At 55.7% G+C, this 25,158-nt stretch carries 24 protein-coding genes; 9 read left to right on the top strand and 15 right to left on the bottom strand.

Translation table 11 applies throughout. The annotated features are described in order from the left end of the window. Positions 1-116 precede the first annotated feature (116 nt). From ACOTXR_RS02200 to ACOTXR_RS02190, 3 genes are all read right to left on the bottom strand, one after another. Positions 117-827: a GntR family transcriptional regulator gene (locus ACOTXR_RS02200; protein WP_421766992.1), complete on the bottom strand. Its 711-nt coding sequence runs from the start codon at positions 825-827 to the stop codon at positions 117-119. Positions 828-1,152: 325 nt separating this feature from the next. After that, positions 1,153-2,193, bottom strand: a complete 1,041-nt coding sequence (locus ACOTXR_RS02195) for an NADP-dependent oxidoreductase (RefSeq protein WP_032636359.1) — start codon at positions 2,191-2,193, stop codon at positions 1,153-1,155. Positions 2,194-2,256: 63 nt separating this feature from the next. After that, positions 2,257-2,832 carry a helix-turn-helix domain-containing protein gene (locus tag ACOTXR_RS02190; RefSeq protein ID WP_014883947.1) on the bottom strand — a complete coding sequence of 192 codons (576 nt, stop codon included), beginning with the start codon at positions 2,830-2,832 and terminating at the stop codon, positions 2,257-2,259. A 148-nt stretch (positions 2,833-2,980) separates the two neighbouring features. Between ACOTXR_RS02190 and ACOTXR_RS02185 the strand changes: the two genes are divergently transcribed. Then, positions 2,981-3,499: a GNAT family N-acetyltransferase gene (locus ACOTXR_RS02185; RefSeq protein WP_045268203.1), complete on the top strand. Its 519-nt coding sequence runs from the start codon at positions 2,981-2,983 to the stop codon at positions 3,497-3,499. After that, positions 3,496-3,945, top strand: a complete 450-nt coding sequence (locus tag ACOTXR_RS02180; RefSeq protein WP_023335868.1) for a DMT family transporter — start codon at positions 3,496-3,498, stop codon at positions 3,943-3,945. The genes ACOTXR_RS02185 and ACOTXR_RS02180 overlap by 4 nt, the downstream gene beginning before the upstream one ends. A 2-nt stretch (positions 3,946-3,947) precedes the next feature. Here the strand turns inward: ACOTXR_RS02180 and ACOTXR_RS02175 are convergent, their stop codons facing one another. Further along, a complete protein-coding gene (locus ACOTXR_RS02175) occupies positions 3,948-4,181 on the bottom strand; it encodes a YdcY family protein (protein ID WP_058689923.1) in 234 nt (77 codons plus the stop codon). 101 nt (positions 4,182-4,282) lie between these two features. Next, on the bottom strand, positions 4,283-5,881 hold the full coding sequence (locus ACOTXR_RS02170) for an ABC transporter substrate-binding protein (protein WP_058689922.1): 1,599 nt from the start codon (positions 5,879-5,881) through the stop codon (positions 4,283-4,285). A 284-nt stretch (positions 5,882-6,165) separates the two neighbouring features. On the opposite strand from ACOTXR_RS02170, the gene ACOTXR_RS02165 reads away from it, so the two are divergent. From ACOTXR_RS02165 to ACOTXR_RS02155, 3 genes are read left to right on the top strand one after another with little or no spacing between them, the layout of a single operon-like run. Further along, on the top strand, positions 6,166-7,500 hold the full coding sequence (locus ACOTXR_RS02165) for an SrfA family protein (protein ID WP_058689921.1): 1,335 nt from the start codon (positions 6,166-6,168) through the stop codon (positions 7,498-7,500). 4 nt (positions 7,501-7,504) lie between these two features. Next, a complete protein-coding gene (locus ACOTXR_RS02160; RefSeq protein ID WP_222834547.1) occupies positions 7,505-10,486 on the top strand; it encodes a virulence factor SrfB in 2,982 nt (993 codons plus the stop codon). After that, positions 10,483-12,657 carry a virulence factor SrfC family protein gene (locus tag ACOTXR_RS02155; RefSeq protein WP_222834548.1) on the top strand — a complete coding sequence of 725 codons (2,175 nt, stop codon included), beginning with the start codon at positions 10,483-10,485 and terminating at the stop codon, positions 12,655-12,657. Before ACOTXR_RS02160 ends, ACOTXR_RS02155 begins: the two co-directional genes overlap by 4 nt. A 124-nt stretch (positions 12,658-12,781) precedes the next feature. Here the strand turns inward: ACOTXR_RS02155 and ACOTXR_RS02150 are convergent, their stop codons facing one another. The 9 genes from ACOTXR_RS02150 to ACOTXR_RS02110 form a co-directional block, all read right to left on the bottom strand. Beyond that, positions 12,782-13,537, bottom strand: coding sequence for an alpha/beta fold hydrolase (locus ACOTXR_RS02150; RefSeq protein WP_058689918.1), 756 nt, complete (start codon positions 13,535-13,537; stop codon positions 12,782-12,784). Positions 13,538-13,623: 86 nt separating this feature from the next. Continuing rightward, complete coding sequence (locus tag ACOTXR_RS02145; protein ID WP_014883956.1) at positions 13,624-13,797, bottom strand: GhoT/OrtT family toxin; 174 nt, start codon at positions 13,795-13,797, stop codon at positions 13,624-13,626. Between the two features lie 182 nt (positions 13,798-13,979). Continuing rightward, the gene (patD, locus tag ACOTXR_RS02140) at positions 13,980-15,404 is read right to left on the bottom strand and encodes an aminobutyraldehyde dehydrogenase (RefSeq protein WP_047625853.1); all 1,425 of its coding nucleotides are present in this window, start codon (positions 15,402-15,404) and stop codon (positions 13,980-13,982) included. A 24-nt stretch (positions 15,405-15,428) separates the two neighbouring features. After that, the gene (locus ACOTXR_RS02135) at positions 15,429-16,235 is read right to left on the bottom strand and encodes an ABC transporter permease (RefSeq protein ID WP_045282151.1); all 807 of its coding nucleotides are present in this window, start codon (positions 16,233-16,235) and stop codon (positions 15,429-15,431) included. Then, on the bottom strand, positions 16,225-17,169 hold the full coding sequence (locus tag ACOTXR_RS02130) for an ABC transporter permease (RefSeq protein WP_058689917.1): 945 nt from the start codon (positions 17,167-17,169) through the stop codon (positions 16,225-16,227). Before ACOTXR_RS02130 ends, ACOTXR_RS02135 begins: the two co-directional genes overlap by 11 nt. 1 nt (position 17,170) lies before the next feature. Continuing rightward, the gene (locus tag ACOTXR_RS02125) at positions 17,171-18,184 is read right to left on the bottom strand and encodes an ABC transporter ATP-binding protein (protein ID WP_058689916.1); all 1,014 of its coding nucleotides are present in this window, start codon (positions 18,182-18,184) and stop codon (positions 17,171-17,173) included. 17 nt (positions 18,185-18,201) lie between these two features. After that, entirely contained in the window at positions 18,202-19,347 is a 1,146-nt protein-coding gene (gene ydcS / locus ACOTXR_RS02120; protein ID WP_023330505.1) for a putative ABC transporter substrate-binding protein YdcS, read from the bottom strand. 271 nt (positions 19,348-19,618) lie between these two features. Next, positions 19,619-21,028 (bottom strand): PLP-dependent aminotransferase family protein, encoded by a 1,410-nt coding sequence (locus ACOTXR_RS02115; protein WP_023330506.1) that lies wholly within the window; start codon positions 21,026-21,028, stop codon positions 19,619-19,621. Between the two features lie 82 nt (positions 21,029-21,110). After that, positions 21,111-21,299, bottom strand: coding sequence for a hypothetical protein (locus tag ACOTXR_RS02110; RefSeq protein ID WP_023330507.1), 189 nt, complete (start codon positions 21,297-21,299; stop codon positions 21,111-21,113). A gap of 393 nt (positions 21,300-21,692) precedes the next feature. Here ACOTXR_RS02110 and ACOTXR_RS02105 point away from each other — a divergent pair, with 393 nt between their 5' ends. The 4 genes from ACOTXR_RS02105 (at position 21,693) to hslJ (ending at position 24,795) form a co-directional block, all read left to right on the top strand. Further along, positions 21,693-23,093, top strand: coding sequence for a cytochrome ubiquinol oxidase subunit I (locus tag ACOTXR_RS02105; protein ID WP_050861988.1), 1,401 nt, complete (start codon positions 21,693-21,695; stop codon positions 23,091-23,093). Further along, positions 23,093-24,103 carry a cytochrome d ubiquinol oxidase subunit II gene (cydB, locus tag ACOTXR_RS02100; protein WP_014883968.1) on the top strand — a complete coding sequence of 337 codons (1,011 nt, stop codon included), beginning with the start codon at positions 23,093-23,095 and terminating at the stop codon, positions 24,101-24,103. Before ACOTXR_RS02105 ends, cydB begins: the two co-directional genes overlap by 1 nt. After that, positions 24,103-24,231: a DUF2474 domain-containing protein gene (locus tag ACOTXR_RS02095; protein ID WP_023330509.1), complete on the top strand. Its 129-nt coding sequence runs from the start codon at positions 24,103-24,105 to the stop codon at positions 24,229-24,231. Before cydB ends, ACOTXR_RS02095 begins: the two co-directional genes overlap by 1 nt. 126 nt (positions 24,232-24,357) lie before the next feature. Next, a complete protein-coding gene (gene hslJ, locus ACOTXR_RS02090) occupies positions 24,358-24,795 on the top strand; it encodes a heat shock protein HslJ (RefSeq protein ID WP_014883970.1) in 438 nt (145 codons plus the stop codon). Here the strand turns inward: hslJ and ACOTXR_RS02085 are convergent, their stop codons facing one another. After that, positions 24,796-25,062: a DUF333 domain-containing protein gene (locus ACOTXR_RS02085; protein WP_023330510.1), complete on the bottom strand. Its 267-nt coding sequence runs from the start codon at positions 25,060-25,062 to the stop codon at positions 24,796-24,798. Positions 25,063-25,158 lie beyond the last annotated feature (96 nt).

The raw sequence follows: 25,158 nt of genomic DNA, 5'->3' as shown, positions 1-25,158 counted from the left end.
AAAAGTAAAGTTTATTTTATAAATGAAATAATGCTCCTGATGGCAATAAGCCATCAGGAGTTATTCACCAGATAAATAATTAGGTGCGGGATATAGTCGCTCTGCTAAATAATCTCTTAGTTAAAATATTGTCGCTGTAAAAGCGTATTCGCTTCATCAATCAACTTATCAATCGCCTTCTGGCTGGCATCAACATCTCTTCTCTCAAGGGCTGAAAGCAGCTCGTCATAGTGATAAGTCGACACTTTGATGTCATCAAGCTCACGGTGAAGATAGTTAATACACGGGCCGATGCGCACCCATAGCTGTTCAATCAACGCATTCAGCGTCGGCATTTCGGCATACTGATAAAGCGTAAACCGGAAGACACGATTCGCATGGAGCGCCTGCTGGACGTTCCCGTTGCGCATGGCCTCATGAAATACGTCCGACAATTTGCGCAACGTCTCCAGCTTTTGCTCAGACATATTCTGACAGGCTGCGGCGACTGCCATGGGCTCAAGCTGTTTGCGAATGGCGTTAATTTCGTTATAACGATCCAGCGTGACCTCTGGCACCAGAAAGGCCTGCGCGGGCGTAGCGTGTAACGCCCCTGCCGACACCAGACGCAGCAGCGCTTCGCGGACCGGCGTAATACTGGTTCCCAATTTATCGGCAATCTCTTTCGTAATCAGCCGTGCGCCAGGTTTGAGGGAGCCTGTAATTAATGCTCCTTTCAAACTGAGTTCAACTTGCATGGTAAGACTGATCCTTTGGGCTTTTTCTAAGGAAGGTGCGAATAAGTCACCAAACGCAAAAAAACGCCTATGTAAGTGATTGAATTTAATTGACTAAAAGTTTCATTTTCGTTGCGGAGGGTACTTATTCGCACCCTCCCTAAGTGATCCAAATCAAGCATGTTCAATTCCTGTAGCTAAAACTTAATGCTATTTTTAAGCGTCGGTTTAATAAAACGACGCTGCTTCGATATATCCTGTATCGTCATGCTTGGTGGTGGGAAGTACGTAAAAACAGCAAAAAAAGCAAACTGTGATTTTTTATCGGCTTCGGGCGCATCCGGGATGATGGCGCGAAAAACCATGTCCGTTAATTAAAGACAATATATCGAATCTTCACAAATAAATATGGCGGGAAACCCCGCCATCATGCTTTTTATTTATTGTCACCCGCGACGCGAATCACGACTTTGCCGAAATTTCGACCTTCGAGCAGGCCAATCAGCGCCTCGGGCGCGTTCTCCAGCCCATCCGTGACCTGTTCACGATAGTGAATTTTACCTTCCTGCACCCAGCGCCCCATCTCGTCCTGGAACGCCTTAATGTGGTGGCCATAGTCCTGAGCGATAATGAACCCCTGCATCCGAATACGTTTCTTCAGAATGGTGCCCATCAGCAGCGGCAAGCGATCCGGTCCTTCAGGCAAGCCCGTCGCATTGTAGCCACTCACCAGGCCGCAAACCGGCACGCGCGCAGAGGTATTCAGTAGCGGCAGTACGGCGTCAAAGACTTTCCCCCCGACGTTTTCATAATAGACATCAATCCCTTTCGGGCAGGCGTGCTTCAGCTGGTCAGCAAAATCCGCCGCGTGGTGATCGAGACACTGATCAAACCCAAGAACATCAACGGCATGACGGCACTTTTCTGCCCCACCGGCAACGCCCACTACCCGGCAACCTTTGATTTTGCCAATCTGCCCAACGGTGGCGCCAACCGGACCTGTCGCCGCAGCGACCACCAGCGTTTCACCCGCTTTCGGTTGTCCGATATCCAGTAACCCCATATAGGCGGTAAAACCAGGCATACCCAGAATACCCAGCGACCAGGAAGGATGAGACGGATTGTCGCCCAGCTTGACCAGGCCGCTGCCGTCCGAAAGTTCATATTCCTGCCAGCCGCTGTAGCCCAGCACCCATTCACCGGGTTTGAAATCGGGATGGTTTGACTGCTCAACGCGGCTGACCGTTCCCCCGACCATCACGGCACCCACCTCTACCGGAGGGGAATAGGATGGCGCATCGCTCATGCGACCCCGCATATACGGATCCAGCGACAGCCAGACGGTACGAAGCAACAGCTGCCCCTCAACGGGCGCGGGAACAGGTTGTGTTTCCAGACGAAAATTTTCCGCGACCGGCGCGCCCTGTGGACGAGAAGCCAGCACCCAGCGGCGATTTTGCGAAACAGCGTGATTCATCAGGATCTCCTTCTGCTACAAATGTCATTACAGCCTGGCTCATGAACGGCGTTATCGCTTCCTTTACGAGCCCGACTGGTTAAGCCGTACAACCAGATAGACACAGCTTTCATTCGTTTCGTTGATGAAACGGCAGTCATTTGGCGGCCCAAGTTCAAGACAATCACCGGCCTGCATCTCGTGGCGTGTGTCGCCTTCCTGAAACACCAGCTCGCCGGACTGCAGCCAGATGAGCTGACGAGCCAGCGCGTAAGACGATGCGGGCATCGGCACATCGCTCCCGGCAGGCAGTTCTACCTGAACAAGGTCGATGGGCAGATCGGTACGGGGAGAAACATGACGGCGGAGATAGTGCGTTTGCGGGTCGCGCCAGACAGGCTGATTGGCAAGGCGCAGGAGTTTACCTTCCTGCATCTCCGCGCGTGCAATCAGCGTGGACATGCTGATGCCAAACGCGCCGGACAGGCGGGCAAGAAGAGTCGCTGTCGGGCTGCTGTCTCCCCGCTCAATTTTGTGGATCATCGCGCGCGAGACCCCTGCCCGGTCAGCCAGCTCGCTCAGGGACCATCCGCGGGACTCGCGTTCAAGACGAATTCTTGCACTAATTCGTTGATTCATTGTGTCTGTTATTGTGTTCATGACGTCATACTATAGTGTATGAAAGGCATTTCAATGGGGTTCTGATAACAAAAAAATAGGGCTCCTGGCGTAGCGCCCTGACGATGCAGTTGTGTAATATCGTATTTACAACGTAATACTATAGTGAACAACACACAGAGGGAACATCATGATCGTTCGTCATGCCTGCAAAGAAGACTGCGCTGCGATAGGAGAGATCTATAACCACGCGGTGCTGCACACTGCCGCGATCTGGAACGATAAAACCGTCGACACCGATAACCGTATCGCGTGGTTTGAGGCTCGTACACTTGCAGGCTATCCGGTTCTGGTGAGCGAGGAAAACGGTGTTATTACCGGATACGCCTCTTTCGGTGACTGGCGAGCCTTTGATGGTTTCCGCCATACGGTAGAACATTCGGTCTATGTCCATCCGGATCATCAGGGCAAGGGGATTGGCCGCACGTTGATGAAAGCGCTGATTAACGAGGCCCGCACCCTCGGTAAACATGTTATGGTGGCCGGTATTGAAGCGCAAAATCAGGCCTCCATTCACCTTCATGAAACCCTCGGTTTCGTGACTACCGGACAAATGCCGCAGGTGGGAACCAAATTTGGCCGGTGGCTGGACTTAATCTTTATGCAGCTGCAGCTTGACGAGCGCAGCGACCCGGACGCTATTCCATGAATCAATCACTGACGCTGGCATTTCTGGTGGCGGCGGGAATCGGTCTGGTGGTGCAGAATACCTTAATGGTGCGCATCACCCAGTCCTCCTCCACCATTCTGATCGCGATGCTGCTCAACTCGCTGGTCGGCATCGTGCTGTTTGTCAGCATTCTGCTGCTGAAACAGGGCGTCGCCGGGTTTAGCGAGCTGGCCGCAACGGTGCGCTGGTGGACGCTTATTCCGGGACTGCTGGGGTCGTTTTTCGTATTTGCCAGTATCAGCGGATATCAGAACGTTGGCGCGGCGACCACCATCGCCGTACTGGTGGCCAGCCAGCTAATCGGTGGGCTGGTGATGGACGTTCTGAGAAGCCATGGCGTTCCACTCCGCGCGCTGATCGGCCCGGTGTGCGGTGCGGTGATGCTGGTTGTCGGGGCCTGGCTGGTCGCACGACGCCAGTTTTGAGGCTACAGAATCGTGCCGCCTTTGGTCAGCTGTTCCTGCCGCGCGTCCATTTCTTCTTTATGCTGCTTACCGTGATGCGAAATCGCGGTACGCAGACACTGCTGCTGGGTATAGCGATCTTCCCGGGTGAGCTCTGCATCATCGCTCAGTTGAATCAGCAGTTCGTTCATATGGGCAATCACGCTCTCGTCGATGGCGGCATCCACGCGGGCGATCACTTCGTTTAAATGTGACATTGTCACTTCTCCTCATGTGCCCGGTGGCGCTACGCTTACCGGGCCTACGGGTGCAATATGTAGGCCGGGTAAGGCGTAGCCGCCACCCGGCAATAAAATGCTTAGTTCAGCTTCGCTTTTGAAAAATCACTGCCCATCAGGCTCACGCTGTACCCGGTCACGTTGCTGCGGGTCGCATAGAACGTTTTGCCGTTTGCCAGTGCGATCCACGGCGCCTGCTGGTAGAAAATCTCCTGCGCCTGGCCATAGAGCTTCGCACGCTCAGCCGGATTGCTGGTCAGCTTCGCTTTTTGTACCAGGGAATCATAATCTTTATCGCACCAGCGTGCGGCATTTGACCCGGTTTTAATGCTGTTGCAGCCCAGCAGCACATCGGCAAAGTTGTCCGGGTCGCCGTTATCGGACATCCAGCCAAACAGTGCGGAATCATGTTCGCCTTTACGCATTCCGGAGAGATATTCGCCCCACTCGTAAGAGACGATTTTTGCCTTCACGCCCACCTTCGCCCAGTCGCTCTGGATCATCTCCGCAATGCGACGCGAGTTTGGGTTATACGGACGCTGAACCGGCATTGACCACAGCGTGACTTCCGCCCCCTTCTCCAGCCCCGCCTGCTTCAGCAGCGCTTTCGCTTTTTCTGGATCGTAGCTGTAGTCCTTCATATCGTTATTAAAGCCCATCATATTGGGTGGGATCGGCGATTTTGCCACCGTCCCCGACCCCATAAAGACCGCGTTAACGATAGCCTTTTTGTCGGTCGCGTAGTTCAGCGCCTGGCGCACCAGCACGTTATCAAATGGTTTTTTCTCGGTGTTAAACGCCAGATAGCCGACGTTCAGCGCATCAACCGAGTGCAGCGTCAGGTCTTTGTTCTTCTTAATCACCTCAAACTGCACCGGAGACGGCGCGGGTATAATCTGACATTCGTTGGTCTGCAGTTTCGCCAGACGCGTCTCCACATTTGGCGTGATGGAGAAGATCAGATGTTTGGTCGGCACCTCGCCATCCCAGTAGTTCGGATTAGCGACGTAGCGGATCAGTGAATCCACTTTGTACTGCTGCAGCACATAAGGACCGGTACCGATCGGCCAGGTGTCCACGTTTTCAGGCGTACCTTTTTTCAGCATCGCATCGGCGTATTCTGCGGAGAGAATCGAGGCAAAATCCATCCCCCAGTCGGCCAGGAACGCGGCGTTGGGTTCACTCAGGGTGAACTGAACGTGGTAATCGTCGACCTTTTTGACGTCCTGAATCAGCTTATCAAGACCCACGTCGTTAAAGTATTCATAGTTACCCTGGGACACGTTGTGGTAAAGATGCTTAGGGTCTTTCTGACGCATAACCGAGAAAATAACGTCATCGGCGTTAAAGTCGCGGGTCGGCTTGAAGTATTTGTTGCTGTTGAACTTCACCCCTTTGCGCAGGGTAAAGGTATAGGTCTTACCGTCCGGTGAAATCGTCCAGGATTCCGCCAGCGACGGTACCGGCGTGTTTTTCACCGGGTCGAAATTGATCAGGCGGTTGTACAGTACCTGAGAACTGGCAACAAAAGAGGGGCCGGAACTGGCGATTTGCGGGTTGAACGACTCGGGTGATGCTTCAGAACAGTAAATTAAGGTGTCGTTATTTGCCGCCCACGCGGCACCGGCTGGTAAAAGCGCGCTCAGCGCAAGGGCGAGCAGTGTTTTCCCTGTAGACATGGTTATAACCCTGACAGTTTTATTATATAGGACAGTAATAACAGCACAGCCGTTATTACCTGGCAAATAACGAAACACTATCAGGTTATTCTAAAGCCGCGTTTTTTGCTGGTTTTGCAATCAGCCTCCGAAAAAGCTGATTTGCCTTAAGTGACGTTATTCGTCAAGCACAACCGTTACGATCTATGCCACAAGAAATCGTCGCTTTTAGCGTCTCTTCCTCCGTTTGTTTGCTTCCTCGTTTCGTTAAAGTAATGGCGTGAAGAAGTATATGGGATCAAATCGTGGCAAAAACTCTTTTACGCAGCGGTAATCTGGATGATTTTCAGGCCGTTGGCGGCGGCGGACAAGCCGTTTTTGAATCAGCGTTACAAATCCGGGAAGCGCTCCGGTTGCGCAAACAACAGGCTATCGTTGACTGTCTGGCGATTCCGCAGGTCAACGACAGCGGCGACCGCGTGGACTGGTACTCCCCGGTGGAGGGAAACGTCACCAGCTGGAAAGCGGCTGATGAGAACGACCGCTATCGCGCCCTGCGCTATCTGGAAAACACCCTTGCGAGCGTAGAGTCGTTAAGCAAGAAATGCCTTCAGTCGCCGAAAACAGCGCAACAGCTCTTCGGCTCGCTGCTGTCGAAAGCATTTCAGTTCCCTGGGGAAAATTTCGTTTTTCTCGTCGACGGAAAACCGATCCTGTGCTTCTGGGGTTTTGTAAACCTGAATGAAAATGCGCGTGACGATGTCCTCGACTGCCTGCGTGAATCGCTGATCCCTGAGCCCGCCCCTGTTGTGATTGAAGATCCTGAGCCCGAGCCCGAGCGGGTGCCCGAACCGGCCATCACCTTTGAAAAAGCTGACGAGCCGCTGATTGCCCCGGTCGCCGCGATACGGATTACGCCGGAAGACCTGTATGCGCCCGAGCCCGCACCGGTTGTTGCGCAACCTGCGCCTGAACCCGCACCTGTCGTCATCACGAAGAAGCGTCGCGTTCCCCTTTGGACGCTGCCGGTCGCGGCGGTGATCGTTGCCGCTATTGCCGCCCCGCTGATGTGGCCAAAACCGGCCCCTTCTGCAGAGCCCGCGCCTGCGCCGGTCCCTGAGCCCGTGGCTATCGCCCCAAAACCGATCAAAGCCGTTGAGCCACTGGCGATGAATTTACCCCTGCATCAGGCTGAGGTGGTGGCGAGCAAAGAAAAAGAGCCTGAACCCGCTCCCGTGGTGATTGTCGCGATCCCGAAAGATGCCATGGTGATGGAGGCCGGTCAGGTGAAAGCCGGATCGACACGCTTCCTGAACGGTACCTGGCGCGCGATTCTCGACGTGAAAGACCCGGTCACCGGCAAGCCACCGTCAATGCGCTATCAAATCCAGAACAATAAAGGTTTCGCCCGCATAGTCCATGGCGACAATATTGTCTGCCGCGCGGAGATCTTCTCCGGGCTACACAGCAATGGTGAGCTGATGATCAAGAGTCGCGGCACGGCCCGCTGTACCGACGGTTCCCGCTACCCGATGCCGGAAGTCGCCTGTAAAGCCGGCACCAGCGATATCGCAGAATGTCGCGCCCGTTATGATGCCAACACCGTCGTCCCCCTGACGTTCAAGAAAGCAGGTGCCTGATCCTATGCTGGTAAATCTTTGCGACTATAAACAAAGCGTTACGCTTATTGCCAACAGCGGCGTGCAATTCCTCGATTTCGGGCTGACGCCGCAGGACACCGCCAGCCACGGGCGCTTCGTACGTAAGACCGCCAACGGCCCTCTTCTACGCCTCGATTTCGATCTGGTTAACGGGCGCTATACCGTGCCGGGAACGCACGGCGGCCAGCCTGAAGTGGTTAAACCGGAAGCGACTATCCCGCTGCAGCAGTCCCTTGCGGTGCTGGACGGCGTCTGGCTTCCCGTCCCGTTCCTGCGTTTCAACCCGCCGCGCACCTTTGTGGAGGGGCCGGATAACTGGGCCCGCGTGCAGGTCCGCAAGCTCGACACCCCCGACACCGCAGGCAATACGCACCGCGTGACCCTCGCCCTCGACAGCCAGATTGCGGAACATGCCACCTCCGCGCTATCGCCGGTTGAAAACGATATTCTGAACGGCACCCGTTTCGCGCTGTCCTGGCGCGATAGCGAGGTTGAAAGCTTCCTCGACCAGACCTGGATTGACGGCTGGCTGCGTGAAGCATTTACCCAGTATGCTGACGGCGTTGAAAATCGTTCTGAACGTGACCTGAATCAGGCGATGCGCAGCTTTGAATATCAGGCCCACTGGCTTAACCTGCTGACCATGCTCGGTGAACAGCTCACCGTGCCGGAAGTGAAATTTGTTACCCATACCCTCAGTACGCCAGCGATTCCGGTCGACCTGATCCTCGACGTCGGTAACACTCACACCTGCGGCGTCATTATTGAAGACCACGGCGATGCGAACGATGGACTGCGGCAGACCGCCGAGTTACAGGTTCGTTCATTGAGCGAGCCGCAATTCCTCAATGAGCCTCTGTTTACCAGCCGTCTCGAGTTCTCCGAAGCACGCTTTGGCAAACAGCACTTCTCGGTTGAAAGTGGCCGCGAAGATGCGTTTGTCTGGCCGTCGATCGTTCGCGTGGGTGATGAAGCCCGCAAGCTGGCGATGCAGCGTCTGGGAACCGAAGGGAACAGCGGCATCTCCAGCCCGCGTCGCTATTTGTGGGATGAAACACCGGTGGTGCAGGACTGGCGCTTTAGTCAGATGAACGGCAAAACCCAGCGTGAGCCGCTTGCCACGGCGTTCCCGCTGATGAACCTGATGAACGATGACGGTGAACCGCTGTTTACGTTACCGCAGGACGAGCGACTGCCGGTCTTCTCGCCTCAGTACAGCCGCAGCACCCTGATGACGCATATGCTGTGCGAGCTGCTGGCGCAGGCGCTGGGTCAGATCAACAGCGTCGCCACCCGCCTGCGTCTGGGCTTCCCTGCCTCGCCACGCCAGCTGCGCACCCTGATCCTGACCCTGCCCTCGGCAATGCCAAAGCAGGAGCGCGAGATTTTCCGTCGCCGCATGTTCGAAGCCATCGCCATCGTCTGGAAAGCGATGGGCTGGCACCCGCAGGATGAGGATTTTGCCACCCGCAAACAGCAGGAAAAAAGCGTGGTGCCGGTCCCTGAAATCCAGATGGAGTGGGATGAGGCCAGCTGTGGTCAACTGGTCTGGCTGTATAACGAAGCGATCTCCCATTTTGGCGGCCAGACGGAAGCCTTCTTTGCCTCCCTCGCCCGCACGGATCGTGAGCCTGAGCCGGGTGTGCAGCCCGGCCGCGCATTGCGCGTCGCGTCTATCGACATCGGTGGCGGCACCACGGATATGGCGATCACCCATTATCAACTGGATGACGGCTCCGGTAATAACGTCAAAATCACGCCGCAGCTGCTGTTCCGCGAAGGGTTTAAAGTGGCGGGCGATGATACCCTTCTGGACGTGATTCAGCGCTACGTGCTGCCCGCCCTGCAAACGCAGCTGCAGAAATCCGGGATTGCGGACGCCTCGCTGCTCATGGCGTCGCTGTTCGGCGACTCCGGGCGTATTGATACCCAGGCCGTGCTGCGCCAGCAAACGGCGCTACAGCTCTTTATGCCGATTGGCCACGCCATTCTTGCGGCGTGGGAATCCAGTGACGTTGACGATCCGCTGGCTGGCCTGCATGCCACCTTTGGCGATCTTCTGCCGCAGAAACCAACCCGCAACGTCATGAATTATCTGCAGCAGGCGATTGATCATGCCCTGCCTGCGGGCTCAGAAGCGTTCGACCTGTTCGCCGTACCGCTGCACGTCAATTTCCGCGGGATGCAGGATGCGATGCTGGCCGGTCAGTTTACGCTGACCTCTCCGCTTCACGCAGTCTGTGAAGCGATTTCCCACTACAGCTGCGATATTCTGCTGATTACCGGTCGCCCTGGCTGCCTGCCAGGCGTTCAGGCGCTGATCCGTCACCTGCAGCCGGTGCCGGTCAATCGCATCGTCTGGCTGGATAAATACCAGGTACATGAGTGGTATCCGTTCAGTCAGCAGGGGCGCATTGGTAACCCTAAATCAACCGCCGCCGTGGGTGCCATGCTGTGCAGCCTGGCGCTCGACCTGCGTCTGCCGCGCTTCAACTTTAAAGCCGCGGACATTGGCGCGTATTCTACCGTGCGTTATCTCGGCGTGCTGGATAACACCGTTAATACCCTGCGTGAGGAAAACGTCTGGTATCAGGATATCGACCTCGATAAGCCGGGCGCAAAACTCGACGCACGCCTGCACTTCCCGCTACGCGGCAACGTCACCCTCGGCTTCCGCCAGCTGGCGAACGCACGCTGGCCTGCCACGCCGCTTTATACGCTCAGCATCAATTCGGCTGAACTGGCGAAAGCGATTGCCGGTGACGGCGTGCTGAACGTGCGGCTTAAGCTCTGCGGCGGCAGCAAGCAGGAAGGTCCTGAGTCCTTTGAACTGAGCGATGCCTGGCTACAGGACGGCACACCGGTAGCGCCTGACGCCTTGACCTTCAAACTGAATACTCTGGCCGATCGCCGACACAGCGGTAGCCACTACTGGATCGACAGCGGGAGCGTATACCTGAAATGACAGCGACGACCACCACCACTCAGGCGTTAATCGGGTGGATTAATGAGACGCGCATGAATGCCCCTGTGCTGGACAACGATGCTGACGCCCTGCTTGCCCGCATCAACGCGGCGCAGGCGCGAGAGCAGGCTATTGAACGTGCCCTGACCCGCCAGAGCAGCATTGGACTTTACGGTCATTCGCAGAGCGCAAAAGCACACCTGCTGCTGTCGCTGTGCGGCAGCGGTAATGGACGGCTAAACGTTACGCCAGGCCAGCGCACCTTTGACTATTTTTCGCATATCAATCCGGGTCATGCCCTGACCAACATGGCCATCCGCTTTACCCGGGAAAACCGGGAGGTGGTCGATGAGGCGTTTCCGCTACGTCTGAGTCTGATCACCGAGGCCGAGCTGGTACAGCTGTTTATTGCCCGCACGACGCTGCATCCGCAGATGCGCGCAGTGGATAAGGCGGTCATTGAGACCCGTCTTGAGAAATGGCGTGGCCTGCGTCAGCCGCAGGGCGTACCGGGTATCACGGCGCAGGAAGTGGGTGCCATCGCCCGCTTCTGGCAGTGCACAATACCCGCTGCGAAACAGCAAATTGATGATACCCTGTGGTATGAGCTTGCCCAACTGGTGCCTTCACTTGATCTCAGCACCCGGGCAAGCGTCTGGTCGCTGCTGTGGGGTGAGCAACAGGAATTCACCCAACAGTGGCTGAAGCTCGCCCATGTTCTGCATCAGACCAGCCATGCCAGCGAGCTTGCTGCTCCGCTGAGTCTGCTGGTAGATAGCTTTGGCTTGCCGGGTGAAGGGTTCCTGACGCATGGCACCTTAACCCAGCAGGACGCACAGGAGACGCTGCTGCATCCGCTGAATAACGGCGACATGCTCAACGCCATCAGCCTCCCGGTTGACGTGCTGGCCTTCCTGACCCGCGAGCTGGTCCTGCCGGTTGAGAGTGGTGCGCTGGATAACGTTGATATCATTGATATTCCGGTCTTTGAAGACAGCAGTGCCGATCCGTTAGCGCAGGCAAAATGTCAGTGGCTGCTCGACCATTACCGCCAGCAGCTACAGCCTGACGTGCTGGTTATCTGCAATGCGACAGCGCAGCACGAGCAGACGGCCAAAAAAGCAAAAGTGTTAATGAACTGGGTCAAAGAGACGCAGCCTGCTGAAGAGTCTGCCCTGCCGGGGCTGGTGTGGGCGATTACCCCGCATGACGCCCGCTTTACCACCCGCCAGAATCTTGATGAAGCCGTACAGCATCTGCTCGGTAAACCGGGTTTACGCTGGGGCACGCTGCAGGCGCTGGATAGCCACAGCATGCAGCGCGTCATTGAGTGGTTGTCTCAGGCCACGCTCCCTGCGCAGCGGCAGAAGCGCCTTGGAACGCTGAAAAGCTTGCTTCGCCAGGAGCTTTCGGCGCTAATGCGCAGCTATCTCGCCCCGCTGGTTGAGGAACCGGCTACCCGACGCGCACAGGCCGAAAACATGGTGCGCACCCTGCAAAGCAGTGCCGCCCGTCACGGCGAGCTTCTTGAAGGATTGATGCCGCCGATGAAAGCGTTTGAAACGCTGCTCGCCGTCCAGCAACCGCGCGAGGAGCAGGTCAATGGGCTGTTTACGGATACCATTGATCTGTTTACCGATAACGCCCAGGAAAGTGCTGGTCAGTTCCAGACGAAGGACAAGGCGCGTCTGGCGCACAGAGTATGGATAAATCATCTGCATCAGTGGAGCCGTAATGAGGCCACGGCCGCCCGTCTCGGTCTGGAACCCGCAGTATTACAGCAAATCGTGGATGTTCTGGTGGTCACCAGCTACCGGCTTAATCTGGCGCAACAGCTTCAGCGTATTGTTGAAGCGGATAAGAGCAGCGCCGCGCAACTGCACGCCGTGATGGGCAATTTCGTTGGCTGGCTGGGGTATGACCAAACGCCTTCAGCAGAGCGTCCGGCAAGCCGCATCCGCAAGGGACAGGCTATCTTCGTTACGCCCGTCGTCAGCAGCGCCGCGCCACGTCTGACGCGTCTGGCGGAACAGCCAGTCCATGCGGCCACCGCGTACGTTTACGACTGGCTGGTTGCCCTCTATAGCCGGGCGATAGAGAACATTGATTACCAGCATCCGCATGATATTCAACCTGACGCACGTCAGGCATTACGGGCTTTAATCATGTAGTTGCCATTCTTGCCGGGTGGCGCTGCGCTTACCCGGCCTACATTCCGCCATAATATCAATACCTTGCAAAATTCATCGTAGGCCCGTGCAAGCGTCGCGCCGCCGGGCGAAACTTTTGCGCACATCACTCCGTCATACACCCGGCTAACGTCTGAGCCAGTGCTGACGGATTTTCCCACGACATAGAATGCCCCGCCGCAGGGATAATTTTTACCTCAACGCCTTTCTGCTTCAGATTATCAACATCGTCGTCAGGCAGAGAATGTTCGCCGAAGATCAGCGTCACCGGGCACGTGAGCGACAGGAATTGCGTTTCCCATACCGGCACAACCCCCTCAACCAGGCTCTTTGCTCCGCGCCAGACTGCATACGGCGCATTGCTTTGCAGACACCCCGCCCACGCTGAGGTTTCTGCGCTGAGCATGGCGTCATAACCCTGTTTCAGAAACTGCTGTTCGGTTTGCGCCGCAATCGAGCGGCTGAACATCCCACCACCCGCGTGAAAATTAGGTTCCGACACCATCAGTCCTTTAACACGCGTTCCCAGCACTGCCGCCGTTTCAATCGCGATACTGCCGCCCATGCTGTGGCCGTATAACCAGAAGGCATCCAATTCAAGGTGGTCAATCAGCTCTGCCACCACGCGGGCCTGGTCAGTCGTGCGGTAGCTGTAGTGCTCGGGTTTATCACTGTAACCGCTGCCGGGCAAATCAATGAGAATGGCCCGGCGTGCGCCAAACTTAAGGTCACGGACAACGCGGGGATATTCATAGGAAGAGGCACACCCCAGCCCGTGGATGAAGACCACGGGCTCGCCTGAGCCGGGCAAATCATGCCAGCGCACGGTGCAACCCGCCTGCTGCGAGTAAAAACTGTTCATAAGCACTCCTTTTACGATGCACTGTGTATTTATACAGTTATCGAATCAGGAATGCCATGTTCATCTGGAAAAAGTGGAAGCGTGCTTCAGAAAAGCGAGATCAGGAGCGCAACGGGGAAGCTCATCGGCCAGGTCGACCCCACCAGAAACGCGCTGAGCAGGCGGATGCGTTTGCGATCTTTTGAAAGGAACCAGGTAATTAATGCACAGATGGAAGCCATCACTGCGTAAAAAACCAACATCTTTTGATACAACGTCATTCTGTATACCAGAGCCGAAAAAATAACCGCACGCAATATGCGTCATATGTTGATACAGATCAAGTTTTTTCGTTACAGAATAACCACTTAAACATTATGGCTAATAACAATGGAGTAGCTTGCTTAACACGCAGGGCGAAGAAGGAGAATGCCCGGCCGCGCAAGCGGCCAGGCAGGATGGCTTAGTGTTTGATCATCACATGCCGGACGACCGTATAATCCTCAAGCCCGTACACCGACATATCTTTGCCGTAGCCGGATAACTTCATGCCGCCGTGCGGCATTTCGCTCACCAGCATAAAGTGGGTATTCACCCAGGTACAGCCGTACTGCAACCGCGCACTCAGACGATGAGCACGGCCCACGTCTTTGGTCCAGACCGATGACGCCAGGCCATACTGTGAATCATTCGCCCAGGCCAGCACCTGCGCTTCATCGTCAAATTCAGTGACGCTCACCACCGGCCCAAACACTTCGCGCTGAACAATGGCATCGTCCTGTTTTGCCCCCGCCAGCAGGGTCGGCTGGAAGTAGTAGCCAGCCCCCTCCTTTTTGCTTCCGCCCGTCACAACGCTGATATGACCGAGCGCTTTCGCCTGATCGACAGCCTGACAGACGCGTGAAAGGTGAGCGGCCGAGCTGAGCGGCCCCAGTTCAGTAGCGGCATCTTCCGGCGCCCCCATTTTGAGGCTGGCGACCGCAGCACCCAGCTTTTCAACCAGCGCAGGATATATGCCTTTCTGGGCATAAATGCGGCAGGCCGCCGTACAGTCCTGCCCGGCATTGTAGAAACCAAACGTTCGCACCCCTTCGACAACCGCGTCCAGGTCAGCATCATCAAAAACGATCACCGGAGCCTTACCGCCCAGCTCCATGTGGGTGCGCTTAATGGAGGACGCCGTATGGCCGATGATATGCTCGCCGGTGGCAATTGAACCGGTCAGCGACACCATGCGGACTTTGTCATGCCCTGTGAGCGGATCGCCAACCGTCTTACCGCGACCAAATAACACGTTCACAACGCCTGCCGGGAAGATATCTTTCGCCAGTTCTCCCAGTTTTAACGCCGTCAGCGGCGTGATTTCAGAGGGTTTTATCACCACGCAGTTACCGGCAGCCAGCGCGGGTGCCAGCTTCCATGCTGCCATCATCAGCGGGTAGTTCCACGGCGCAATCGATGCAACTACCCCCACCGGATCACGGCGGATCATCGAGGTGTGCCCCTCAAGGTATTCACCTGCGGCCAGACCGTTCAGGCAGCGGGCCGCCCCGGCGAAGAAACGAAACACGTCGACCACCGCCGGAATTTCATCCCCCAGAGCACAGTGGAGCGGCTTCCCGCAGTTGAGCGATTCAAGCCTGGCAAATTCTTCACCCTGCGCCTCAATGGCGTCAGCCAGTTTCAGCAGACATTCCGCACGCGCTTTGGGCGTGGTCTGCCCCCAGTCGATAAAAGCCCCATCGGCGGCCTGAACAGCCGCGTCAACTTGCGCGACAGAGGCTTCAGCAATCTCCAGCAGTACTTCTCCGGTGGCCGGGTTGTATACCGGCTGCTTTTCGCCTTGTCCGGCGACCAGTTCACCCTTTATCAGCAGATGTGTTTGCATAGCATTGTCCTGTTCAAATCAATGTTATTTCCCGCTGCCGGCGATGTTCTCGCCATCGCGGGTTAGCCACCAGGCACCCAGAATGGGGAAAGTTGTCACCAGCATGACCAACAGTGCAACAACGTTGGTGACCGGCACGTCGCGAGGACGGCCGAGCTGATTGAGCAACCACAGCGGTAACGTGCGCTCGTGTCCCGCCGTAAAGGTTGTGACGATGATTTCGTCAAACGACAGGGCAAAGGCCAGCATTCCGCCCGCCAGAAGTGCTGAACCCAGATTGGGCAACACCACATAGCGGAAGGTTTGCCACCCGTCGGCCCCGAGATCCATTGACGCCTCCACCAGACTCCAGGAGGTGCGTCTGAACCGGGCAATGACGTTGTTGAACACCACCACCACGCAGAATGTGGCGTGCCCGACAACGATGGTGAAAAAACCCGGTTCAAGGTTGATCGTTTTAAATGCGGTCAGCAGCGCCAGACCGGTAATGATTCCCGGTAAGGCAATGGGCAACAGCAGCAACAGTGAAATGGCGTTTTTGCCAAAAAAGTCGCTTCGCCACAGTGCCGCTGCAGCAAGCGTGCCAAGCACCAGGGCAATGGCGGTGGAGAGCGCGGCAATCTGAAGTGACAACGTCACGGATTCAATGATATCGCCACGCCCCGCCGCCACGCTAAACCACTTGAACGTCAGCCCCTGCGGCGGGAAGCTGAAGGCAGCATCTTCAGTGTTAAAGGCGTAGATCGCGATAATCAGCAGCGGGAAGTGCAGGAAGATGACGCCTCCCCATGCCGCCACTTTCAGGAACAACGGTGCGCGTTCAGAGTGCATCGAATGCTCCCAGACGTTTCACGAACGCCAGATAAAGCGAAATCAGCACAATGGGAACCAGCGTAAACGCAGCCGCCATGGGCATATTGCCGATAGCGCCCTGCTGAGCGTAGACCATGTTACCGATGAAATAGCCCGGCGGCCCCACCAGCTGCGGGACGATGAAATCCCCCAGCGTCAGGGAAAAGGTAAATATCGAACCCGCGGCAATTCCCGGGATCGCCAGCGGCAATACAACATAGCTAAAGGTCTGGCGGGGGCGCGCGCCGAGGTCGGCTGAAGCCTGCAGTAACGACGCTGGCAGACGTTCCAGCGCGGCCTGCACGGGCAGGATCATAAACGGCAGCCAGATATAGACAAAGACCAGAAAGCGCCCCAGCCCGGAGGTGGATAACGTGTTACCGCCTATCGCCGGGAGCGTAAGAAGTGAGGTGAGGATCGGTTCCAGCCCCATATGACTGAGAAACCATTGCGCTACACCATCCTTCGCCAGCAGCAACGTCCAGGCGTAGGCTTTGACAATGTAGCTCGCCCACATCGGCAGCATCACGGCGATATAGAAGAACGCTTTCCACTTGCCGCGGGTGTAACGCGCCATATACCAGGCCATCGGGAATGCCAGAATGGCGCTGGCCAAAGTGACCGCGATCGCCATCGTTAAGGTGCGCAGGATGATGTCGTAGTTTGCCGGATTGAAGAGCGCCTGAATATTCGCCAGCGTCAGGTCCGGCGTGACCGCCATGGTGAAGTCGTCAAAGGTGTAAAATCCCTGCCACAGCAGGGTCAGCAACGATCCGAAATAGACGATGCCAAACCACATCAGCGGGGCAAGCAGCAGCAGGAACAGGCCGAGCGACGGCTTACGCCAGAACAGTGCCGTCATGCGGCTCAAGCGGCCGTGCGGTGCGGGAGGATGAGCGACACTCATATCCATTTCACCTTTCCTCATGCAGGCGAATCATCGCCTCGCGTGACCACGAGGCCATCACCGCCTGCCCCGGCGCAATGCCGCTCAGCAGCGAGACATCGCTGAGGTTGGCCTGGCTGACCAGCAGTTTGGCCCCCTCGGCAAGCTTCAGTTCCAGGCGCGTGGCGGCTCCCTGATACTGAACGGCCTGCACGATACCCTGAACCTGAACCTCACCGCCCTCGTTCAGGCGAATATGTTCCGGGCGCAGGGAATAGATACCTTCCATGCCGCAAATTTTCTGCGCAAGCGCTGCATTAAAGACGTTGGACGTGCCCACAAAACCGGCGACAAACGGCGTGCGCGGACGCATATAGAGATCGCGCGGGGTATCCACCTGCTCGATGCGTCCGTTATTGAATACCGCCACCCGGTCCGACATGGAGAGCGCTTCGCCCTGATCGTGGGTGACGAAAATAAAGGTAATGCCGAGTTCCTGCTGAAGTTTCTTCAGCTCGAATTGCATCTGTTCGCGCAGTTTGAGATCGAGCGCGCCCAGCGGTTCGTCCAGCAGCAGGACGCGCGGTTCATTGACCAGCGCCCGGGCGATGGCGACACGCTGGCGCTGGCCGCCGGAAAGTTGCGAAGGTTTGCGGGCGATGGCAAAGCTCAGCCCTACTTTTTCCAGGGCATCACGCGCCTGGGCATGGCGTTTCTTCTTGTCGACGCCTTTCACCATCAGCCCGTAGGCGACATTATCGAGGATCGACATATGCGGGAATAGCGCATAATCCTGAAAGACGGTATTTACATCCCGCTCCCATGGCGGTAGCGCGCTCGCCTCTTTGCCGAAAATAGAAATCGTGCCGCCTGACAGCTGTTCAAAACCCGCTATCAGGCGCAGGCAGGTAGTTTTGCCGGAGCCCGAAGGCCCCAGCATGGAGAAAAACTCCCCGTCGCGAATGGCAATGGTCACCCCGTCCACCGCCCGCACGTCGCCATACAGCCGGGAAACATTGTTAAATTCTACTGCGTACGTCATGATCTGCTCCCGGGCGATTATCGTCCACCCATGATGGCGATGTAATCCTGCGTCCAGCGGCTGTACGGCACGAATTTGCCACCTTGAGCGGTCGGGGTTTTCCAGAAAAGGATTTTGTCGAACTCGTTATAACCGTTTGTTTCACAACCTTTATCACCCAGCAGCGTACTGGCTTTACACCCTTCAGGCACGACGGGCAGTGAGCCGAACCATGCCGCCAGATCGCCCTGCACTTTTGGCGTCAGCGACCAGTTCATCCATTTGTAGGCGCACATCGGGTGTTTTGCCTGGGCGTGGAGCATGGTGGTATCCGCCCAGCCGGTTACCCCTTCTTTCGGGAAGACGGTGGCGATGGGCTGGTTCTCAGCCTTAAGCGCATTTGCCTGATATGGCCAGGCGCTGGAAGCCACAACGCCTTCATTTTTGAAGTCGCTCATCTGGACGGTGGTGTCATGCCAGTAGCGGTGGATCAGGGCATGCTGGTCGCGAAGCACTTTCAGCACCGCGGCATATTGTTCTTCGGTGAGCTGGTAGGGATCGCTGATGCCCAGCTGTGGCTGGGTGGCTTTGACGAACAGCGCCGCATCGGCGATATAAATTGGCCCGTCATATGCCTGCACGCGACCCTGATTGGTTTTACCGTCCGGCAGATCCTGTTTGGTAAAGACCACACTCCAGCTGTCCGGTGGCGTCGGGAAGGTTTTGGTGTTGTACATCAGCAGGTTTGGCCCCCACTGATAGGGCGTACCGTAGACCTTGCCGCCCACGTTAAACCATTCCCCCTTCACAATGCGCGTGTCGAGGGTTTTCCAGTTCGGGATGAGTTCGGGATTTATCGGCTGAACGCGTTTGCCCATGATCAGGCGAAGCGATGCATCGCCTGACGCGGTGACCAGATCGTATCCCCCTTTCGCCATCAGGCTGACCATTTCATCTGACGTGGCCGCCGTTTTCACGTTAACGGCACAACCGGTCTCTTTTTCAAACTGGGTGACCCAGTCATAGTTTTTATCGGTCTGCCCACGCTCGATATAGCCCGGCCAGGCAATAATATCCAGACGACCTTCCCCGTCACCCATCGCCTTAGGTGGTTCTGCGGCGTGCGCTGTCATGATAGTCATGCCGAGCGCGCACAGGCTGCTGCGGGCAAATTTTTTGCTCATAAGAATTACTCCTGTCGCAATGAAATTTAGCGGCAGCCGTGCCGTAAAAATATCTCCCTTATTAAACGTAGACCGCGCAATTGCGCCGCACCGTTTGGCTTCAGGAAATTTCATCAAGGTGTGACCGAGGGCGCATTCCCCGTTAACTGGATTATAGACAAGGGGTTAGCGGCGCGAGGCAGTATGCAGATTTCCTATGACCGGGCACTGCGAAATATTCGTAGCGCCGTCATCAGGATAAGAAATGTTTATTTAAATAAGGGGAAAAAGATTATTTCAACATCGTGCTAATTAATTTTCCTAACTGAATCACCGCCTGCTCTTCTCGCTCTCCCCACGCCCAGGAGGTATTAAAACGGAAGAACGGTGTCCATGCGTCAGAGGTGGAAAACATTTTTCCTGGCGCAATGCTGATATGGTGCGTTAAGGCCTTTTCACTTAGCAGCCCGGCATCCAGCTGTGCCGGAAGCTCCAGCCATAAAAAGTAGCCGCTGTCGTTATGGTGAATTTTGACCCCGACGGGCATATGGCGCAGCAGTGACTGCCAGGCTTGCTGTTTTCGCTCAGCGAGCGTTCGTCGCAGGCGGCGAAGATGGGCGTCGTAGCGTTTAGTCGCCAGGTAGTCCACCAGTGCCAGCTGCATAGGGGAGCTGGTCGATAACGTGCTCATCAGTTGCAACTGCTGAATGCGTCGCGCATGTTTTCCGGCCGCCACCCAGCCGATACGGAATCCTGCCACCAGACATTTTGAAAAAGAGGAGCAGTGAAGCGTCATGTCGTCCCGATCCCAGGCTTTTGCCGGAAGCGGTTTTTCGCGGCCGAAATAGAGCTCACTATAAACATCGTCCTCAATCAGGGTGACGTTATGCTTCGTCAGGAGGGCGACCAGACGGGCTTTTTTCTCTGCACTTAGCGTAAAACCAAGCGGATTCTGGCCGTTGGTCATCAGCCAGCAGGCTTTTACCGGATAGTCATTCAGCGCCTGTTCAAGGGCGTTCAGGTCTATCCCCTCCCGGACGTCCGTGGCGACCGACAACGCTTTGAGCTTCAGGCGTTCCAGCGCCTGCAGCGCGCCATAAAAGCAGGGGTTTTCGACAATCACCCAGTCGCCAGGCTCCGTCACCGCCTGCAAACTCAGGTTCAGCGCTTCGAGCGCGCCTGCGGTAATGACAATTTCGTCCGGCGAGATGTTCATCCCCTGCTGCGCATAGCGGCGCGCAATGGCGTGGCGGAGTTCAGCGTTACCCGGCGGCAGGTTTTCAATCACGCTCATCGCAGTCGCCGTTTTGCTGACGTTAGCCAGCGAGCGGTTGAGCTGCTGAAGCGGGAAAAGCCGGGGATCGGGAAAGGCGGATGCGAAAGGAACGACAGACGGATCGCGGCTGGCCTGAAGGACATCGAAGATATAGGTGTTGATATCCACCGCTTCGTCACGCATCACCTGGGCAGGCGGCACAGGCTGGTGCGTGGTCGGGCGCGAGGCAACGTAATAGCCCGATTGTGGCCTGGCGACAATGCGTCCCTGACTTTCCAGCATCTGATACGCGTGGCCAACGGTCATGAAACTCATGCCGCTGCTCGCCACCTGCTCTCGCAGGGAAGGCAGTTTATCGCCCGGCAGCCATACGCCAAGCTCAATTTGCGAGATAATTTGTTGCGCCAGACGCTGGTATTTTTTCATCAGATTCTCCTTATTGCCGACAGTGTATATCAGCAGGAGAAAAAGAGAAGATTTTGCTAACTGTTATGAAAAACCGGGTAGATTACTTACGGTACTCGGTGGTGTGATTCATCGCGGAACGCGCAGCAGCGAGGTGGTCGAGCGTGATCATCGACGATTTGCAAAAAATGCATTTTGCGCCGAATGGGTTTTTCTCAGACACATCAAAGACTGAAGTGCGGTACTGCGAGCCATGACAGCATGGGCAGCGGAAATGGATATAAGAAGTCATAGGATTCTCCTGTTAACGTAAAAACGTAAATTACTAATGGGCCGATTGGGCAATATTGGTTTTAAACAAAACGAATCGGAATGTAGATAAAGACCCAAGAGAGGCTGCGGAGAGGCACAACGTGATGAGAACTGCTTTATAAAACTACGTCAGATATTTTTTTGGACTCAAAACCAGAAATCCATTAACGCATGTTGCTGACGGCAAAGCAAGCGGATTGATGCGTAAAATTCATAAAAATAATTTTTTTATTCCGTAACGGTAATCTATATCAGTTTGTAAAAGCGGGAGTCTGAATCAAACTGTTATGGTTAAAATTCGCTGTTCTGCGTCTGATAGTCCGATCTCTGCGCCTATACCATAACAACACACCGTTTGACATTGAGGCTGTGCATGTTTGGTTTGGATGCTTTTCACCTTGCGCGGATACAGTTTGCCTTTACCGTATCCTTTCACATTATTTTCCCGGCAATCACCATCGGCCTGGCAAGCTATCTTGCCGTGCTCGAAGGATTATGGCTGAAAACAAAAAATCCGGTCTGGCGCTCGCTTTACCATTTCTGGTCGAAGATTTTTGCCGTTAACTTTGGCATGGGCGTAGTCTCCGGCCTGGTCATGGCCTACCAGTTTGGCACCAACTGGAGCGGCTTTTCACAGTTTGCGGGCAGTATTACCGGCCCGCTCCTGACCTACGAAGTGCTTACCGCCTTCTTCCTTGAGGCCGGTTTCCTCGGCGTGATGCTGTTCGGCTGGAAGAAAGTCGGACCGGGACTGCACTTCTTCTCCACCTGCATGGTGGCGCTGGGGACTATTATCTCCACCTTCTGGATCCTCTCTTCGAATAGCTGGATGCAGACCCCGCAGGGCTATGAGATTGTCAACGGCCAGGTGGTGCCGGTGGACTGGTTCGCTGTGGTGTTCAACCCCTCCTTCCCTTACCGCCTGCTGCATATGTCGATCGCCGCGTTCCTCAGTAGCGCCCTGTTTGTTGGTGCATCCGCAGCATGGCATTTGCTGCGCGGGAATAATAATCCTGCCATACGGGCAATGTTTTCAATGGCACTGTGGATGACGCTGATTGTCGCTCCCCTCCAGGCTATGGTTGGTGATATGCATGGGTTGAATACTTTAAAGCATCAACCCGCCAAAATTGCCGCCATTGAGGGCCACTGGGAAAACCCACCGGGTGAGCCGACCCCGTTGCTGCTGTTTGGCTGGCCTGACATGGAGCAAGAGCGCACCCGCTTTGGTCTGGAGATCCCGGCGCTGGGAAGTCTTATCCTGACGCACAGCCTGGATAAACAGGTCCCAGCCCTTAAGGAGTTCCCGAAAGAAGATCGCCCAAACTCGACCATCGTCTTCTGGTCATTCCGCATCATGGCGGGCTTAGGCATGCTGATGTTGCTGCTTGGGGTGATGGCGCTCTGGTTGCGCTACAAAAAGCGCGTTTATTCATCCCGCCCGTTCCTGTGGTTTGCCCTGTTAATGGGCCCATCCGGCCTGATTGCGATTCTGGCAGGCTGGGTCACCACCGAAGTGGGCCGCCAGCCGTGGGTGGTCTATGGACTCCAGCGAACGAAGGATGCGGTATCAGCCCACGGCGATCTGCATATGAGCGTGAGTTTGCTGGCCTTCTTCATCGTCTACACCTCGGTGTTTGGCGTCGGCTACAGCTATATGGTTCGCCTCATCAAAAAAGGCCCGCAGCCACACGAATCTTTCGCCACCGCGTCCGATGGACGTCCTGCACGCCCGCTTTCAGCCGTCACTACTGAACATAAGGAGCAGCCGTAATGGGTATCGATCTTTCCATTATCTGGTTTGTGATCATCGTCTTTGCCACGCTGATGTATATCGTCATGGACGGCTTTGATCTGGGGATCGGGATGTTGTTCCCCGCAACGCCAAACGCTGACGATCGTGATGTGATGGTCAACAGCGTCGCGCCGGTATGGGACGGCAATGAGACCTGGCTGGTGCTTGGCGGCGCCGCCCTGTTCGGCGCATTCCCGCTGGCGTATGCGGTGATCGTTGATGCTCTCACCATTCCGCTGACATTAATGCTGATCGGACTTATTTTCCGCGGGGTGGCATTCGAGTTTCGTTTTAAAGCCACGCCCGCCCACCGCCCCTTCTGGGATAAAGCGTTTATTGGCGGTTCCATTCTGGCAACGTTTACCCAGGGCGTGACGGTGGGCGCCGTCATTAACGGTTTTACCGTGACAGGCCGAACGTATACGGGTGGTCCGTTTGACTGGTTTACCGCATTTAACCTGTTCTGCGGTGCGGGTCTGATGGTGGCCTACGCGTTACTGGGATCGACGTGGCTGGTAATGAAAAGCGAAAATGCGCTGCAGCAAAGGATGCGGGCGTTATCCAAAACGTTACTGATTATCCTGCTGGCATTTATTGCGGCGATCAGCCTCTGGACGCCGCTTGCCCACCCGGCCATTGCCGCACGCTGGTTTACGCTGCCGAATCTGTTTTATCTGCTGCCGGTTCCTGCGCTGGTCGTGATTTTTAGCCTGTGTCAGTGGCGCTGCCTGAATAATCCTGACAGCCATAACCGTCCGTTTATCCTGACGTTAGGGCTGATATTCCTTGGTTTTAGCGGGCTTGGGATCAGCATCTGGCCGCATATTATTCCGCCATCCATCACCTTGTGGCAGGCCGCTGCGCCAACGCAAAGCCAGGGCTTTATGCTGGTGGGTGCACTGTTGATCATCCCCGTCATTCTGGTCTACACCTTCTGGAGTTACTACGTATTTCGCGGCAAAGTTCAGCATGGGGAGGGTTATCACTGATGCAACAACCGGTCTGGAAAAGAGTGTTGTGGCTGGCCATTATCTGGGGCGGCAGCGTACTGGCGCTGGCTGCGGTCAGTATGCTCTTTCGCATATTGATGACGGCAGCCGGGTTTAAATCTCATTAATCGTCATTCCGGGCAACCGCTGCGTTGCCCGGCTCTCCCCGCACTTTCAGATAAACCCCATTAACGCACGTCAGCGTATCGTTACACTTGTAAAAGATTCACAGTATTTATTATTTGAGAACAAAAATGAAAAAGCTCATTGCGTTAAGTGTTATCAGTCTTGTCCTGACCGGCTGCGTTAATCCGGGCAAAGCGTCCGTTCAGCCAGAGCAGCTGAAGAACCATCGTTTTGTACTGGAAAATGTGGATGGCAAAGCCGTGAAGGGCATGACAACACCACCTGAGATCAGTTTTAACGCGCTGCCCGCTCTGAACCTGGTAGATAACATCAGCGTGTCTGGCACGATGTGTAACCGCTTCAACGGACAGGGGAAATTGTCCGAAGGTGAGCTGACAGTGAAAACGCTGGCAATGACGCGCAAACTCTGTACTGAACCGCAGCTTAACGAACTGGATCACACCCTCGGCGACATGCTGCGCAAAGGGGCGCAGGTCGACCTGACGGAAGACCAGTTAACGCTGGCGACCGCCGACAAAACGCTGATGTTTAAACGTGTTGACTGATCAGTAATTACCGCAGCTGCCAACGGCAAGCGACTGTTCACTGCAGCGTTTGCCGTTTGGCAACGCGCACATCCCAATAGCTGAACCATCAAGCTGGCGGGCAACCGACAGCGAGCCGCCAATCATGGCACAGTTGGCTTGTCCTGAGCTGGACATTGACGCTCTCATTCCCGGCGCTACGTGAGCCGCCGTCGCCTGCTGAACAGGCTCACTGCTACATGCCGACAATAATAATGCGGCACACCCAATCAAAAATGCTGAACGCATGCTCTCTCCCCCGTAAATAATGCGAAACCTATGCATAATAGGCATCACCTCCCGTGTCGTCGAGAGCGGAAGTGCGTATTTATGCGCTACTGAAAC

This window comes from Enterobacter cloacae complex sp. IR53030 (assembly GCF_049238365.1).
Lineage (GTDB): Bacteria > Pseudomonadota > Gammaproteobacteria > Enterobacterales > Enterobacteriaceae > Enterobacter > Enterobacter kobei.
This window is presented reverse-complemented; position numbering and strand designations above follow the sequence as displayed.